At 73.7% G+C, this 14485-nt stretch carries 13 protein-coding genes and 3 tRNA genes; 10 read left to right on the top strand and 6 right to left on the bottom strand.

Annotated elements, in window-relative coordinates; translation table 11 throughout:
* Positions 1 to 71: 71 nt before the first annotated feature.
* Positions 72 to 752, bottom strand: a complete 681-nt coding sequence (locus K2F47_RS33970) for a CGNR zinc finger domain-containing protein (RefSeq protein ID WP_242910230.1) — start codon at positions 750 to 752, stop codon at positions 72 to 74.
* A 256-nt stretch (positions 753 to 1008) separates the two neighbouring features.
* Between K2F47_RS33970 and K2F47_RS33965 the strand changes: the two genes are divergently transcribed.
* On the top strand, positions 1009 to 2580 hold the full coding sequence (locus K2F47_RS33965; RefSeq protein WP_242910229.1) for a Na+/H+ antiporter: 1572 nt from the start codon (positions 1009 to 1011) through the stop codon (positions 2578 to 2580).
* Positions 2581 to 2620: 40 nt separating this feature from the next.
* On the opposite strand, the gene K2F47_RS33960 is transcribed toward K2F47_RS33965, so the two are convergent.
* Complete coding sequence (locus K2F47_RS33960; RefSeq protein ID WP_242910228.1) at positions 2621 to 3193, bottom strand: hypothetical protein; 573 nt, start codon at positions 3191 to 3193, stop codon at positions 2621 to 2623.
* 356 nt (positions 3194 to 3549) lie between these two features.
* On the opposite strand from K2F47_RS33960, the gene K2F47_RS33955 reads away from it, so the two are divergent.
* The 3 genes from K2F47_RS33955 to K2F47_RS33945 all read left to right on the top strand — a co-directional run bounded on the left by K2F47_RS33955 (position 3550) and on the right by K2F47_RS33945 (position 3835).
* A tRNA-Trp gene (locus K2F47_RS33955) sits at positions 3550 to 3621 on the top strand.
* Between the two features lie 15 nt (positions 3622 to 3636).
* Positions 3637 to 3707, top strand: a tRNA-Ala gene (locus K2F47_RS33950).
* Positions 3708 to 3750: 43 nt separating this feature from the next.
* Positions 3751 to 3835: transfer RNA gene (locus K2F47_RS33945), tRNA-Ser, on the top strand.
* A 49-nt stretch (positions 3836 to 3884) separates the two neighbouring features.
* Here K2F47_RS33945 and K2F47_RS33940 read toward each other — a convergent pair.
* On the bottom strand, positions 3885 to 5222 hold the full coding sequence (locus K2F47_RS33940) for a pyridoxal phosphate-dependent aminotransferase (RefSeq protein WP_242910227.1): 1338 nt from the start codon (positions 5220 to 5222) through the stop codon (positions 3885 to 3887).
* 146 nt (positions 5223 to 5368) lie between these two features.
* Here K2F47_RS33940 and K2F47_RS33935 point away from each other — a divergent pair, with 146 nt between their 5' ends.
* The 5 genes from K2F47_RS33935 (at position 5369) to K2F47_RS33915 (ending at position 10713) form a co-directional block, all read left to right on the top strand.
* Positions 5369 to 6355 (top strand): LysR family transcriptional regulator, encoded by a 987-nt coding sequence (locus tag K2F47_RS33935; protein ID WP_242910225.1) that lies wholly within the window; start codon positions 5369 to 5371, stop codon positions 6353 to 6355.
* A 227-nt stretch (positions 6356 to 6582) separates the two neighbouring features.
* Positions 6583 to 7326, top strand: a complete 744-nt coding sequence (locus K2F47_RS33930) for a VC0807 family protein (protein ID WP_242910224.1) — start codon at positions 6583 to 6585, stop codon at positions 7324 to 7326.
* 146 nt (positions 7327 to 7472) lie between these two features.
* Positions 7473 to 8639, top strand: a complete 1167-nt coding sequence (locus K2F47_RS33925; protein ID WP_242910222.1) for a L,D-transpeptidase — start codon at positions 7473 to 7475, stop codon at positions 8637 to 8639.
* Between the two features lie 224 nt (positions 8640 to 8863).
* On the top strand, positions 8864 to 10090 hold the full coding sequence (locus tag K2F47_RS33920; protein WP_242910220.1) for a L,D-transpeptidase: 1227 nt from the start codon (positions 8864 to 8866) through the stop codon (positions 10088 to 10090).
* A gap of 236 nt (positions 10091 to 10326) precedes the next feature.
* Positions 10327 to 10713 (top strand): STAS domain-containing protein, encoded by a 387-nt coding sequence (locus K2F47_RS33915; protein ID WP_242910218.1) that lies wholly within the window; start codon positions 10327 to 10329, stop codon positions 10711 to 10713.
* Positions 10714 to 10755: 42 nt separating this feature from the next.
* Here K2F47_RS33915 and K2F47_RS33910 read toward each other — a convergent pair whose 3' ends face one another.
* A complete protein-coding gene (locus tag K2F47_RS33910) occupies positions 10756 to 11265 on the bottom strand; it encodes a mycothiol transferase (protein WP_242910216.1) in 510 nt (169 codons plus the stop codon).
* Positions 11266 to 11403: 138 nt separating this feature from the next.
* Here K2F47_RS33910 and K2F47_RS33905 point away from each other — a divergent pair, with 138 nt between their 5' ends.
* On the top strand, positions 11404 to 12534 hold the full coding sequence (locus K2F47_RS33905; protein WP_242910214.1) for a DUF3533 domain-containing protein: 1131 nt from the start codon (positions 11404 to 11406) through the stop codon (positions 12532 to 12534).
* Here the strand turns inward: K2F47_RS33905 and K2F47_RS33900 are convergent.
* Entirely contained in the window at positions 12509 to 13711 is a 1203-nt protein-coding gene (locus K2F47_RS33900) for a sensor histidine kinase (RefSeq protein ID WP_242910212.1), read from the bottom strand. The genes K2F47_RS33905 and K2F47_RS33900 overlap by 26 nt on opposite strands.
* Positions 13708 to 14364 carry a response regulator transcription factor gene (locus K2F47_RS33895; RefSeq protein WP_242910211.1) on the bottom strand — a complete coding sequence of 219 codons (657 nt, stop codon included), beginning with the start codon at positions 14362 to 14364 and terminating at the stop codon, positions 13708 to 13710. Before K2F47_RS33895 ends, K2F47_RS33900 begins: the two co-directional genes overlap by 4 nt.
* Positions 14365 to 14485 lie beyond the last annotated feature (121 nt).

Genomic DNA, 14485 nt, shown 5'->3' with positions numbered 1-14485 from the left:
AGTGGTCTAGCGCGGGCTCATCGGGGGGCTGGAGCGTGCTGCAAAGTGGCCTCAGCCGTCACGCGGGCGCGTTAGCTGACCGGTGGGGGCGACGCCGGAGGCGAGCCCCCACCGGGAAGATCGCGAAGCGATTCCGCGCCCGCCAAGGCACGGTCACGTCCCGAGCCGCCAGGCGAGGGACGTGGGCCGGGACTTTGAAATACCGCCTCGCGCTGGCGGGCGCGGTAGGCGGCGACGTGCATGCGGTTGCCGCAGGTGCGGCTGTCGCAGTAGCGGCGGCAGCGGTTGCGCGACAGGTCGACCAGGACGCGCGAGCAGTCCGGCGCCTCGCAGGTGCGCAGCCGGTCGAACTCGCCCTCGGCGACGACGTAGGCGAGCGCCATCCCGCAGTCGGCCGCCAGGTGCTCGCCCATGGGCGCGCCGGGCGCGAAGAAGTGCACGTGCCAGTCGTAGCCGTCGTGGTCGGTCAGGTGCGGGGTGGTGCGGACCCCGCCCACCACCTCGTTGATCAGCCGGACCGCCGCGGGCACGTCGGGCGCCCGGAACACCGCGTGGAACCGCTCGCGCAGCCCGAGGACCCGCGCGAGGTCGGCCTCGGTCAGCTCGCCCACGCCGCTGAAGTCGTTGCGCTCCACGAACGCGCGCAGGTCGGGCAGCCCGGCGAGCCCCTCCTCGCCGTCCGTCGCGGCACTGGTGTTGACCAGGTCGACGACGACCGCGAGCGCCTGCTCGGTGTCATGAGTGAAGATCACGGTGACTCCAGTCTCGGGGACCGGGGCCGGCGGCTCCTGTGATGGCACCCCCGGCCCCCGGCGCGGTACGGGGGGTCGTGCGCCCGGCACTGCCGCCGGGGCCCGAAACGCGGCCCGACCTCCACCATATGACGCCCGGAACCCTCGTCCGCGCACACGCCGCCCGGACGGTTCCGCGCGCCGCGAAAGGGACCGTTCCATCGATCCATGCGCCCGCACGCGTATACCGGCGGCATTCCCGGAGAAGATCACGGACGTGGCAGCGGACCGGCTCTTCGTCGTGTTCCTGGTCGTCGCCGTGGTGGTACTGCTGACCCGCGGGCTGGCCGGGCGGCTGCGCGTGCCCGACGCGATCCTGCTCGTCCTGCTCGGGATGGGCGCCGGGTTCGTGCCCGAGCTGCCGGAGGTCGTCGTCGCGCCCGAGCTGGTGCTGTTCGGCTTCCTGCCGCCGCTGGTCTACCACGCGGCGTTCTTCACCGCGCCGCGCGAGGCCCGCGCTGACCTCGCCGCGATCGTCACGCTGGCGTTCGGGCTCACCACCGTCACCACCGTCGCGGTCGCCGGGACGGTGCACGCGCTGCTCCCCGGGCTCGGCTGGGCCGCCGCGCTGGCCTTCGGCGCGGCCGTCTCGCCCACCGACCCGGTCGCGGCGACCTCGGTGATGCAGCGGCTCGGCGCCCCGCCCCGGATGGTGACGATCCTGGAGGGCGAGAGCCTCATCAACGACGGCGCGGCGCTGACCGTCTTCGCGCTCGCCGTCGAGTCGCTCGACGGCGGGTTCACCCCCGCCCACGGGGCCGTGCGGGCCGTGCAGGTCGTGGCCGGGGGAGTGGCCTACGGGCTGGTGCTCGGCATCGTGATCCGCCGCGTCCGGCGCTCGATCAAGGACCCGGTCAGCCAGATCATCGTGTCGCTGGTCACGCCCTACCTCGCGTTCGTCCCGGCCGAGAACCTCGGCGTGTCCGGGGTGCTCGCCACCGTCGTCGCCGGGTTCTCGATCGGCACCCACGGGGAGGGCGTGCTCCAGCCCGCGTCCCGGCTGGTCGGCAACACCTTCTGGCAGATCCTCACGTTCCTGCTGGAGTCGGCGCTGTTCGTCCTGCTCGGCCTGGAGATCCGCGAGGTGCTCCGCCACCCCGGCGGGCACACCTGGGGCGAGATCGCGGTGACCACGCTCGCGGTGTCGGGCGTCGTGATCGGCGTCCGGCTGCTGTGGCAGCTCGGCGCCGGGCCCCTCGCCCGGCTGGCGCCCGGCGGGCGGGAGGAGCTCGGCATCCGCCAGCGCACCGTGATCGGGCTCGGCGGCATGCGCGGCGCGATCTCGCTCGCGATCGCGCTGTCGCTGCCCGCCGCCGTCGGGCCCGAGCGCGGCCCCCTCGTCCTGCTCACCGCGCTCGTGGTGCTGATCACGCTGATCGGCCAGGCGCCGCTGCTGCCGCTGCTGCTGCGCCGGTTCGGGCTGGTGGAGTCCGGCCGGCGCAGGCGCGAGTCGATGGTCGCGCGCAAGGCCGGGCTGAAGGCCGCGCTCGCGCGGCTGGAGGAGCTGGCCGAGGAGGACGAGGTGGACGAGCAGACCGCCGAGGCGTTCCGGCAGATGCTGGAGGTCCGGCTGGAGCGCGTCCGCTACCTCATCGACCGCGAGGGCGGGAGGGAGAAGGAGGCGCGCCCGCCCAACAGCCGCTACGTCCGCGCCGAGCTGGTGGAGGCCCAGCGCGCGAAGCTGACCGCGCTCTACCGCAAGGGGAGGATCGGCGCGGCCACGCTCCGCGAGGTCAGCCGGGAACTGGACTTCGAGGACCCGTTCGTGGTCGGCAAGGTCCGCTCCTAGCACGTTCCACCGGGTCGGCGGGGCTCGGCGGGGCGGGCGCTCAGCGGGCGTAGTGCGGGTCGGCGACCACGGGGTAGTAGGCGTCGGCGTGCTGGACGCGCATCGTGACGACCGGCCCCTCCATCACGTAGTCGGCCTTCACCTGGCGGAACATCGAGTCGCTCGCCCACGGGTTGTAGAGCCGCCCGACGGTCGCGCCGTAGCGCAGGTGGACGACGTCGTAGCCACCGGAGGGCATCGCCTCCAGCGCCAGGCCGTCGGGGAGGGAGAGCACGAAGCGGAACTCGGGCGGCGCCTCGGGGCCGTGGATGACCGTCAGCAGCCGGACCCCGTTGTCGGTCGTCTGCGCGACGATGTCGGTGTCGCGGTCCACGCCGACGAAAACCCGCAGGCTGGGCCGCAGCACCTGCGCGACCGTGTCGGACGCCGCGACGTCGATGCCGATGTGCAGGCGCTGCCCGTCCCTGGTCGGCACCCAGACGCCGTCCCGCGCGCGCTGGCCCCAGGCGACGTCCGGGTTCTCCAGCTCCTGGGGCTCGTTCTTCCCCCGCGCGACGAGAATCCTCGACGCCGCGTTCATCGCGGCGGCAGCCCCGTCCCGTGCATGCCTCATGCCGGGCCCCTCGCCTTCTTCCACACTCACGTGACGACGCGCGTGTCCTGGGTTTACCACGGGACGGCCCGACTGGGCGCCCGATGGTTCGCGGTCGGTGAGTTCGTGACTTTCGCCCCGTGCGTTGTTGGACCTTACACCACCCTTATACGCGCCGGTCGGGCGCCTATCGGCGGCCGCGGCGGCGCCGGTGGACGGCGGCCGGCAGGAAAATGATCAATGACCGGGGGATCGGCACGATGCGCGACTCGAACCCTCCGTACAGTGACCGTCCGCCGCCTGGCGGGGACAAAAAATACTTTGCCGGAATTCGCCGTCCTGGCCCATCATCGAACACGTCGGGAACGACGGTCCGAAGGGGTGAGCCACCGGTTAGGCGGCTGGTCTCCAAAACCAGCGGAAAGTGGGTTCGACTCCCTCCGCCCCTGCTGAGCGTGATCAACGGGCCTGTGGTGCAACGGAAGCACACTTCTCTTGCAAGGAAGCGATCAGGGTTCGATTCCCTGCTGGTCCACCCGGGCGGCCCGGCCGCCCACCGGGCGTTCCCGGCGCCGACGGGAGGGTTGGCCGAACGGTAAGGCAGCGGTTTCGAAAGCCGACGTCGAGGTGAAACTCGAAGGGGTTCGACTCCCTTACCCTCCGCAATTCCCGCGCTATGCGGGAAAAGGTCCGGTCCGCGGGTGAAGCGCGGTCACGCCGGGACGGCTTCGCCCCTGTGCGCCGTCTCGGTGAGGTCGGCGAGCACCTCGGCCAGCCGGTCCAGGCCGTCCGCGATCCAGGGCAGCGCCGCCGGGGCGGGGGAGGCGAGGGCGGCCAGGCGCTGCTCGTCGTCCTCCCCGTAGAGCAGGCTCGGCGCCACCCGCATGCGCAGGGCCTCCGGCGCGTCGCCGAACACGCTGCCGGGAAGGACGCCCACCCCGTAGCGCTCCAGCAGCAGTCCCGTGAGGTCGGCGGACGTCCGGACGCCGTGCCGCGCCCGCAGCCCCTCCCGGACCGGCCCGAGGTCGGGGTAGAGGTAGAAGGCCGCTTCCGGCCGCACCACCCGCGCCCCGGCGGCGGCGAACCGGTCGGCGACGGCGCCGGTGACGGCCGCGTGCAGGCGGCGGCTCCGGGCCACGTGCTCGACCAGCTCCGGCGGCTCCGCGAAGGCGTAGGCGGCGGCGTGCTGCATGGGGGCGGGCGCGCTCGACCACACCTCGCTCGCGACGCCGAGGACGCTGTCGCGCAGCGCCCGGCCGAACGGGCCCTCCGGCAGCCGGGCGACGCCCAGCCGCCAGCCGCCCGCCGCCAGGCTCTTGCTGAGCGCGGTCGTCACCACCGTCCGCTCCGGCGCGAACCGGGCGGGGGAGGGCACCGCTCGGTCGGGGGCGTGCACGAGGTCGCGGTAGATCTCGTCCGAGACGACGACGAGGTCCAGCTCCCGCGCCAGCGAGCACAGGCGGCGGACGGTGTCCTCGGACGCGAGGGTCCCGGTCGGGTTGTCGGGGAGCGTCACGACGACCGCCCGGACGGAGCGTCCCCGGGCGCGCGCCCGCGTCACCGCGTCGGCGAGCAGGCCGGGGTCGGGCACGCCGCCCTCGCCCGCGACCGTGGGCACGGGCACGGCCTCGGCGCCCGCCAGCGACGTCTGCGCGGCGTAGGACACCCAGCTCGGCGCGGCCACCACCACGTCCCCGCCGAGCGCGGTCAGCAGCGCGAACAGCAGCGGCTTGCTCCCGGGCCCCGCGACGACCGCGGACGGGTCGGTGGGCAGCCCCCGCCGGCTCCAGTACCCGGCCGCGGCGGCGCGCAGCGCGGCCGACCCGGCGACGGGGCCGTAGGCCCCCCGGCCGGAGGCCGCCTCCAGCTCGCGGGTCAGCGCGGGATGGATGGGGATGCCCGCCTCGCCGAAGCCCATCGGCAGGACCCGCACCCCCTGGCGTTTCTTGCGGGCGATCGCCTCGTTGACGGCGAGGGTCGCCGACAGCGGTACCGGGCGGGGCGCGAACGGCAGCGGCCGGGCGGGCGCGGCCGGGGTCAGGGCAGGCATCGAGAACTCCAGGCATGACGGAACGACGGGCGGACGGTGTGAAGAGATCCCCCGTGTGCGACCCCGGCCGGGTGTCGCTGTCATGCTTTCCCGCAATTAGCATCATCACAAGCGAGTCTCAGCGATGGTGACCGTAAGCTGGAGTGATGCTGGAGCTCCGCCGCCTGCGGCTTCTCGCCGAGTTCGCCCGGCGCGGCAGCATCGCGGCCACCGCCGCCGCCCTCGGCTACACCCCCTCGGCCGTGTCCCAGCAACTCGCCGCGCTGGAGCGGGAGGCGCGCCTCCCGCTGCTGGACCGCACCGCCCGCAGCGCCGAGCTGACCGACGCCGGGCGGCGCCTCGCCGCGCGCGCCGAGGAGATCCTCACGCTGGTCGAGGCGGCCGAGGCGGAGCTGTCGGCGCAGGCCGACACCCCCATGGGACGCGTGGTGGTCACCGCGTTCCCCACCGCCGCCGTCGCGCTCGCCCCCGCGCTGGCGCAGAGTCTCGGCGACCACCCCGGGCTGACGTTCGTGCTCCGGCAGACCCGGCCCGGCGACGGGGTCCGGCAGGTGCAGAGCGGCGAGGTGGACATCGCCCTCATCGACGACTGGACGGGCAAGGTCCCCGACCAGTCGCCCGCCGTCCTGGAGTTCTTCCACCTGCGCCGCGACCCGCTGGTCCTGGTCGTGCCGTCCTCGCACCCGCTGTCGGATCCGCGGCGGCCCGTCCGGCTGCACGAGCTGCGGGAGGAGCCGTGGATGGCGGCGCCGCCGGGCGAGCCGTCCCGGCAGGCCGTCGAGCGGCTCCTGGACACCGTCGGCGGCGCCCGCCCCGTCCCGTGGGAGTTCGAGGGCCTGCACACGATCCTCAGCCTCGTCGCGCGCGGCATCGGCATCACCGCCGTGCCCGCGCTCGCGCTCGCGGCCGGCGACCAGGGCGTGGCGGTCCGGCGCATCCCCGAGTGCACGCTCGCCCGCGAGGTGTACGCCGTCACGCGGAAGGCGAGCGTCGGCCGCCCGTCGGTGGCGGTCACGCTGCGTGCCGTCCACGCCGCCGCACGTGACGCCGAGCCCGCCCGCCCCCCGTCCGATCCGCCGTCCGATCCACCGGCGGAGCCGCCGTCCGGGACCGGCCCCTCCGGCGCCGCCTGAGGACGGTCCGGCCAGGTGGCCGAGCTGGGCGTTGACCGGATGCGGCCGGGGCCCGCGGCTTTGCCTCCCCGTGCCGAGACCGGGGAGCAAATCGGGCGTTTCCCTGCCAAAGCGGGTGGACGCGCGGCCCGCATCACGTACCGTGGTGCGAATCGTGACCACGACCGCGTTCATGTACACCGCCAGGCACACCGTCCATGCACACCGATCGGGGAGCGCTGCACTCGATGGAACGACCGGCGAGCACGCCCGCGGACCCGCCCCTCCCGGCGTCCGAGCGTCCCTCTGAGCCCTCCGCGCCGGACGCGGGGCCCCAGGAGACCGGGCCCGGGGGCTTCGAGCTGCCCCAGGTCAAGGCGCTGCTCCTGCACGCGCTGCCGCGCTTCGTCGAGGGCGTCATCGCGCCCGTCGCGGTCTTCTACGCCGCGCTCGTCCTCCTCGGGCTGAACGGCGCGCTCGTCGCCGCCGTGGCCTGGGTCTACGGCGGGATCGCCTACCGCTACCTGCGCGGCCACCAGGTGCCCGGGATGCTGCTGCTGGCCGCCGTCGGCGTCACCGTCCGCGCGGCGCTCGCCGCGGCCACCCACAGCGCCGTCGTCTACTTCCTCCAGCCGACGCTCGGCACGCTGATCGTGGGCATGTCGTTCCTGGCATCGGTGCCGCTCGGCCGCCCGCTGGCCAAGAAGCTCGCGAAGGACATGGCGCCGATCCCCGAGGCGTTCCTGCGGCACGAGCGGGTCCACCAGTTCTTCCTGCGCATCTCCCTGCTGTGGTCGATGGTGCTGTTCGCCAACGTGGTCATCAGCCTGTGGATGCTGTTCAACGAGTCGATCGGCATGTACCTGTGGTTCCGGACGGGCATCGTCGCCGGGCTCGGCGCGGTCGGCGTCGGCGTCTCGGTCTGGGGCTTCCGGCGCTGCCTCCGCCACGTCAACGCCGAGCCCGCGCGGGCCGGGACGACCTCCGCCTGACCCCGCCCGACCCCGCTCCCGCGGGCGCGCGGGCGATCACGAAATTCGGCCCGGCCGACTCCGAACTTTCGGGCTGTTCGGGACGTCTCCCCTAGTCAGATAGATTTTACCGCTACGGGTGGAATCTTTGGACATGGGGGAGATCGGTGGGAGTCAAGGGGCGGTTCGGACTGGTGGCGACCGGGGGCGCGGGCGCGGTGGCGCTGCTCGCGGCCGGCTGCGGGGGCGGCGGGGTGGGCAAGCTCGCCTCCGGCGACTCCAAGACCACCGTGACGATCACACCGGCCAACGGAACCGCCCAGGTCAGGCCGGACGGCACGATCGAGGTCAAGGCGTCCGGCGGCAAGCTGGACAAGGTCACCGTGCAGGGGAACCAGGGCCCGGCGATCACGGGGCAGCTGGCCGGTGACCGCAAGTCGTGGCGGTCCGGGCGGACGCTGACGCCCGGCGCGTCCTACACCGTCACCGCGCAGGCCCGCGACGGCAAGACCACGGCGACCAGCGCGTTCACGACGCTGAAGCCCGCCAAGACGCTGTCGATCACCGACATCACGCCGAACCTCAGCGGCGAGAAGGTCGGCGTCGGCATGCCGATCATGCTGCGGTTCAACCGCCCGGTCACCGACAAGGCCGCCGTGGAGCGCGCCCTCCAGGTCACCCCGGAGAAGCCGGTCGAGGGCGCCTGGAACTGGATCGCTCCCGACCAGGTCACCTACCGGACGAAGACGTACTGGCAGCCGCACCAGCGGGTCCGCTTCCAGGCGCGGCTGGCCGGGGTGAACGCGGGCGGCGGCGTCTACGGGGCCAAGGACGCCGAGCAGGTCATCACGATCGGCGCCGCGCAGATCACCACCGGGAGCATCGCCAAGCACCACATGACGGTGAAGCGGGACGGCCGGACGCTGCGCACGATCCCGTTCAGCGCGGGCAACGGGGAGACCCGCGAGTTCACCACGACCAGCGGCGTCCACCTGCTGATGGAGAAGGGGGACCCGGTCACGATGGTCTCCCCGGGCCGCAAGGAGGGCGACCCCGGCTACTACAAGCAGGTCGTCAACCACGCGGTCCGCTTCTCCAACAGCGGCGAGTACGTGCACTCGGCGCCGTGGTCGGTCGGGTCGCAGGGCTCGGCGAACGTCAGCCACGGCTGCCTCAACGTTAGCCCGTCCAACGCGAGCTGGTTCTACGGCATCATGCAGCGCGGCGATGTCATCGACCTCACCGGCACCGACCGGGAGCTGGAGCCCGACAACGGCTGGGGCCAGTGGCAGGTGTCGTTCGAGAAGTGGCGCCAGGGCAGCGCGCTCTCCTGACCCGGCTCGCCGCCGCGCCCCACACCCGCCGTGCGCCCAACTCACCGTGCCCCGAACTCGCGGCGCCCCAAACCGGTGACCCAGCGCACTCGGGAGACGTCCCGTTGCAACGCTTTGATCTCGGAGTAACGGTAAAAGCCCGGGTCATGGCATGATCGGCGGCTTTTGTCGCTAATGTCTCCCTGATAGACGGTGGGGTTCTGGAGGTTGAGGTGCAGCGGAGCGTGTCCGCAGGTGTCAAGGCCGGCGCTGGAGTGGCGGGGGCCGTGCTGCTCCTCGCCACGGCGGCCTGCTCCGGGGGAGAGAAGGACGACGGGGTCACCGTCGGCGGCAAGAACGACGCGGCGGCCCCGCAGGTGACGATCGACCCGGGCAACGGCAACGGCAAGGCCAGGCCGGAGGCGGGCGTCGTCGTGACGGCCACCGGCGGGAAGCTGGAGCAGGTCAGCGTCACGCTCAAGGGCAAGCCGGTCGACGGCGCGATGTCGGCCGACAAGACGAGCTGGAGGTCGCGGACGCTGCGTCCCGGCGCCCAGTACGCGGTGTCGGCGACCGCCAAGAGCCCGCAGGGCAAGGCGACGGCGGTGAACTCGAAGTTCACGACGCTCAAGGCCGCCAACGAGCTCGACATCGCCGACGTCAGCCCGAACGGCGGCGAGAAGGTCGGCGTCGGCATGCCGATCATCGTCACGTTCAACCGCCCGGTCGGCGACCGCAAGGCCGTCGAGCGGGCCCTGGAGGTCAAGTCGGCCAAGGCCGCGACCGGCGCGTGGTTCTGGGTGAGCGACACCCAGGTGATCTTCCGGACCAAGAACGGCGAGTACTGGCAGCCGAACCAGCCGGTCACCTTCACCGCGAAGCTCTCGGGCGTGAAGTCGGGCAAGCGGACCTACGGCGTCTCGGACTACACGCGCCGGTTCCGCATCGGCGACTCGCACATCATCACCGCGAGCACGAAGACCCACCGCCTGGTCGTGAAGAAGAACGGCCGGAAGGTCAAGAGCTGGGGCATCAGCGCCGGCCGCGGCGGCCGCGTCGTCAACGGCGTCGACACCTTCCTGACCACCAGCGGCATCCACCTGACGATGGGCAAGGAGAATCCGGCGATCATGACGTCGGAGTGGATGGGCGTCAAGCCGGACGACAAGAAGAACGGCGGCTACAAGGAGGTCATCCCGCACGCGGTGCGGATCTCCAACAGCGGCGAGTACATCCACTCGATGGCCGCGACCGTGTGGGCGCAGGGCCACCAGAACGTCAGCCACGGCTGCCTGAACTCCCCGCCCGCCGCCGCGCAGTGGTTCTACTCGTGGGCCTACCGCGGCGACCCCGTGATCATCACCGGGTCCAAGCGCGGCCTCGCGTGGAACAACGGCTGGAGCTTCTATGAGATGTCGTGGAACAAGTGGGTCAGGGGCAGCGCCCTCGACCGCACCGTGACCACGGCCTGAGGATCTCTGCCCGGCGGGGGCGCGCGACGCGTCCCCGCCGATCTCGCCTACCACCCCACCCGTCTCTCGCGCATCTGCTCGACCGGGCGGGAACAGGCCGGTTTCGGACGCGAGGCGGGCAGCGTGATTCCCCGTTCGATACCTCCGTCCCGGCCCCGGCAGGGGACAATCGGGCACTGCGGCAGTCGTCGGGGCGTCCCATCGCGGGCGGGCCCCGGAGAAGGTGGGGAGGACCGATGACCGGGTGCACCGTCACGTGCCGGGCCGAGGGCCCGCGCACCGTGATCACGCTGGCGGGCGAGCTGCACCTGGCCGCCGTGCAGCAGGCCGAGCGCGCCATCCGCGACGGGCGCCGCGAGCACGGCGAGCACCTGGTGTTCGACCTCGCGCCGCTGCTCTTCCTCGACTCCAGCGGGTTGAGCCTGCTGCTGCGCTTCTACCTCGCCGCCGAGGGACGCGGCGGCAGCGCGGCGCTGGCCGGGCCGGTGACCGAGCGGGTCGCCCGCGTCCTCCAGGTCACCAACCTCGACCAGCGCCTCACGATTTACCCGAGCCTGCCCGAGGCTCTGGCCGCCATGCCGGAGATCACCGGGGCCGACCCCGGCCGCTCCTGCGCGCCCTGAGCCGCCGCGGCGAGGCCCGGTGTACGGGCCCGGGGCCCGGGTTCAGGAGCGCAGGACGAGCCCGCGCACGAACGCCGCCTGCCCCGCGTGCTGGAGCCCGTCGGAGATCACGCTGATCAGCCGGACGGCGAGCGTGACCGGCGGGTCCCACGCCTCGTCCACCACGCGGCCGAGGTCGCCGTCGACCAGCGTGCCCGCGTAGGCGACGGCCCGGTCGTGGACCGCGTCGTGGTAGCCGGTCAGCAGCTCCGGTGATTCGACCCGGACGGCCGCGACCTCGGCGCTGGAATGCCCGTAACCCGTTTCGGACGGGGGGAAGGGCAGCCCGAAACGCGGTTCCCAGCCGTCCTCCGTCCACACCTGGGGCGTCCCGGCGACCTCGGCCACATGGTCGTCCTGGACCCGGGTGAGGTGCCACAGCAGCCAGGCGATCGAGTTGGCGTCGGGGTCGGCGCGGAAGTGGAGTTGCTCGGCCGTGAGCCCGTGGGCCGCGCTGTGGACCTCTTCCCGGACCCGGTCGAAGGCGTCGGTGAGCAGTTCGGCACTCGTCATTGGGCAGACGCTACCCCGGACCGGCGCCGGGCCGCGCGGGCGACGCTCCGTCCGCTCGTCGCCCCGTCGTGTCGGCGCAGGTGGGAACGCGGGTGGGGCGGGAGGCGCAAGAGGGCCCCGACGGGGTAGGTGAGCCGCATGAGCACACGAGCGCCGTCCGGCCCGGAGCGCCCCGGGCGCGGCTTCACCGCCGAACTCCGCGACGCGGTCACGCCGCGCTCGATGGCCCTGGTCGCGGGCGTGCTGGTCCTCCAGCTGGGGTTCATCCTGTCCTACATCGGGGCGTTCCACTCGCCGACGCCGCACCGCATCCCGGTCGCGGTGGTCGCCCCCGACCGGGTGGCGGGCCCGGTGGTGGCCCGCCTCAACGGGCTGGACGGGGACCCGGTCAAGGCGCGGACGTCCGGCTCCGAGCAGGACGCGCGGCGCGCGATCCTCGAACGCGACGTCGAGGCGGCGATCATCATCGATCCGCGCGGCGGCACCGACACGCTGCTGGTCGCCTCCGCCGGGGGCCCGGCCCTGTCCAGCACCGCCCAGCTGATCGCCGAACGGCTGGAGACCGCCGAGCACCGGCAGGTCCGGGTGGTGGACATCCGGCCGCCCGGCGCCGAGGACGGCCGGGGCCTGTCCTCGTTCTACCTCGTCATCGGCTGGATCGTCGGCGGGTACCTCGTCGCCGCGATCCTCGGCATCGCGGGCGGCGCCCGCCCGGCCAACCCGCACCGCACGCTGATCCGGCTCGGCGCGCTCGCCGTCTACGCGGTCGTGTCCGGGCTCGGCGGCGCCGTCATCGCCGGGCCGGTCCTGGGCGCGCTGCCCGGCCACCTGCTGGCGCTGTGGGCGATCGGCGCGCTGGTGGTGTTCGCGACGGCGGCGGCCACCGTCGCGTTCCAGGTCCTGTTCGGCATGGTCGGGATCGGGCTGGCGATCCTGGTGTTCGTCGTGCTCGGCAACCCGAGCGCGGGCGGCGCGTATCCGAAGCCGCTGCTGCCCGCGTTCTGGCGCGCGATCGGGGACTGGATCCCGACGGGCGCGGCGACGACGGCGGTGCGCAACATCGTCTACTTCTCCGGACACGACATCACCCGCGCCCTATGGGTGCTGGCCGCCTACGCCGTCGCCGGGGCCGCCGTCGCGTACGGGGCGTCCGCCGCCCGCCACCGCGCCGAGCCCCCGCCTAGCGGGGGCCCGCCTGGCGGGGACCGGCCTGGAGAGGGGCCCGCTCCCCGGGACGCGGCGCCTACGGCCCCGGCAGCCGGACCGTGACCTCCAGCCCGCCGCCCGGACGCGGCGCCGCCGTCACCGTCCCGCCGTGCGCGGTCGCGGTGGCGCGGACGATCGACAGCCCGAGCCCCGAGCCGCGGTCCGAGCGCACCCGGTCGTTGCCGAGCCGCCGGAACGGCTCGAAGATCGCCTCGATGTCGTAGCCGGGGACGGCCGGGCCGGTGTTGGACACGACGACCTCCGCCCACCCGTCCCGGCTCCGGGTGCGGACCGAGAGCTCGCCGCCGTCGTGGTTGTGCCGGACGGCGTTCTCGACCAGGTTCTGCACGAGCCGCTCCAGCAGGACGGGGTCGCCCGCGGTGGGCGCCGGGCCGAGCTCGCGGTCGGTGGTGAGGCCGCGGTCGCGGGCCTCGGCGGCGGCCTGGTCGAGGACGTGCGCGGCGACGTCCGCGAGGTCCACCGGGACGGGGTCCACCGGCACGTTCTCGGTGCCCGCCAGCGTCAGCAGCCCGTCGATGAGCCGCTCGTGCCGCCCGTTGACGACCAGCAGCGACTCGCCGAGCCGTTTGACGTCCTCGCTCGCGCCCGGGCGCCGCACCGCGACGTCGACGAGCGTCCGGTTGATGGCGAGCGGGGTGCGCAGCTCGTGCGAGGCGTTGGCGACGAACCGGCGCTGGCCGTCGAACGCCCGCGCGAGCCGGCCGAGCATCATGTCGAAGGTGTCGGCCAGCTCCCGGACCTCGTCGCCGGGCCCGGCGTAGGCGATCCGCTCGGTCAGGTCGTGGCTGCGCGCCACCCGCCGCGCCGTCTCGGTGATCATGTGGACGGGCCGCAGCGCCCGGTCGGCGAGCAGCCAGCCGAGCCCGAGCGCCGCCGCGCCGACCAGCCCGAGCGCGATCGCGCCCCGGGTGAGCAGCGCGTCGAGCGTCTCGCTCTGGGAGTTCGCCGCCGCCTTGCGCACCTCGCCCTGGAACTTCTGGGCGCTGATGGAGGCCCCGGGCGGCTCGGCGGGCGTCACCTCGCCCGGGAGCGGAGCCGCGCCGGCCCGCGCGAAGACACGGTCGGTCTGGCCGCCGCCCGCCGGCTCGTGGAGGCTGTTCTCGACCAGCAGGTAGGTCAGCCCCAGCAGGACGGTCCCGGCCGCCAGGAAGAGCCCGGTGAACAGCAGCGCCAGCCGCATCCGGATCGTCGGCCGCAGCCGCTCGGCGGGCCCCGTCATGGAATCCGGTACCCCACTCCCGGGACGGTCTCGATGACCGGTGGGTCGCCGAGCTTGCGGCGCAGCTTCATCAGCGTCACCCGGACCGTGTTGGTGAACGGGTCGGTGTGCTCGTCCCACACCTTCTCCAGCAGCCGCTCGGTGGACACGACCGCCCCGTCCGCGCGCAGCAGCTCGGCGAGCAGCCCGAACTCCTTGCGCGCCAGCTGGACGCGGCGGCCGTCGCGGTGGACCTCCCGGCGGGCGGGGTCCAGCCGGACGCCGCGGCGCTCCAGCGTCGGCGGCGCCGCCGGGCGGGCCCGCCGGCCGAGCGCGAGGATCCGCGCCACCAGCTCCTCGAACGCGAACGGCTTGGTCAGGTAGTCGTCGGCGCCGAGCCGCAGCCCGTCGACCCGCGCGGGGACGGCCGCGGCGGCGGTGAGCATCAGCACCCGGACGAGCGCGCCCGGCCCCGCCACCGCCCGGCACACCTCGTCGCCGTGCACGACCGGCAGGTCCCGGTCCAGGACGAGCACGTCGTAGTCGTTGACCCCGAGCCGCTCCAGCGCGGCGTCCCCGTCGTAGACGACGTCCACGGCCAGGGCCTCGGCCCGCAGGCCCTCGGCGATCGAATCGGCGAGCATCCGCTCGTCCTCGGCGATCAGTACGCGCACCTCTGCCGCCCCCACATCACGCTCGTCGTCTGCCGGATCAGCTTCGTGCAGCGGGCGTAACGCCGGCATAACGCGAGTGGTTACGGCGGGGTTATCGCCGCGCCGCTGGACTGGCGTGCGC

Source organism: Actinomadura terrae, from assembly GCF_022751215.1.
Taxonomy (GTDB): domain Bacteria; phylum Actinomycetota; class Actinomycetes; order Streptosporangiales; family Streptosporangiaceae; genus Spirillospora; species Spirillospora terrae.
The sequence above is the reverse complement of the archived record's forward strand: the minus strand, read 5'-3'. Positions and strand labels throughout refer to the sequence as shown.

What these genes read in the sequence shown, in the direction of transcription:
- K2F47_RS33935 (WP_242910225.1), top strand. Translation starts at nt 5,369, where the DNA reads ATGCTGGAGCTCCGCCGCCTGCGGCTTCTCGCCGAGTTCGCCCGGCGC.
- K2F47_RS33910 (WP_242910216.1), bottom strand. Translation starts at nt 11,265, where the DNA reads ATGACGAGTGCCGAACTGCTCACCGACGCCTTCGACCGGGTCCGGGAA.
- K2F47_RS33940 (WP_242910227.1), bottom strand. Translation starts at nt 5,222, where the DNA reads ATGCCTGCCCTGACCCCGGCCGCGCCCGCCCGGCCGCTGCCGTTCGCG.
- K2F47_RS33900 (WP_242910212.1), bottom strand. Translation starts at nt 13,711, where the DNA reads ATGACGGGGCCCGCCGAGCGGCTGCGGCCGACGATCCGGATGCGGCTG.
- K2F47_RS33960 (WP_242910228.1), bottom strand. Translation starts at nt 3,193, where the DNA reads ATGAGGCATGCACGGGACGGGGCTGCCGCCGCGATGAACGCGGCGTCG.
- K2F47_RS33930 (WP_242910224.1), top strand. Translation starts at nt 6,583, where the DNA reads ATGGAACGACCGGCGAGCACGCCCGCGGACCCGCCCCTCCCGGCGTCC.
- K2F47_RS33915 (WP_242910218.1), top strand. Translation starts at nt 10,327, where the DNA reads ATGACCGGGTGCACCGTCACGTGCCGGGCCGAGGGCCCGCGCACCGTG.
- K2F47_RS33905 (WP_242910214.1), top strand. Translation starts at nt 11,404, where the DNA reads ATGAGCACACGAGCGCCGTCCGGCCCGGAGCGCCCCGGGCGCGGCTTC.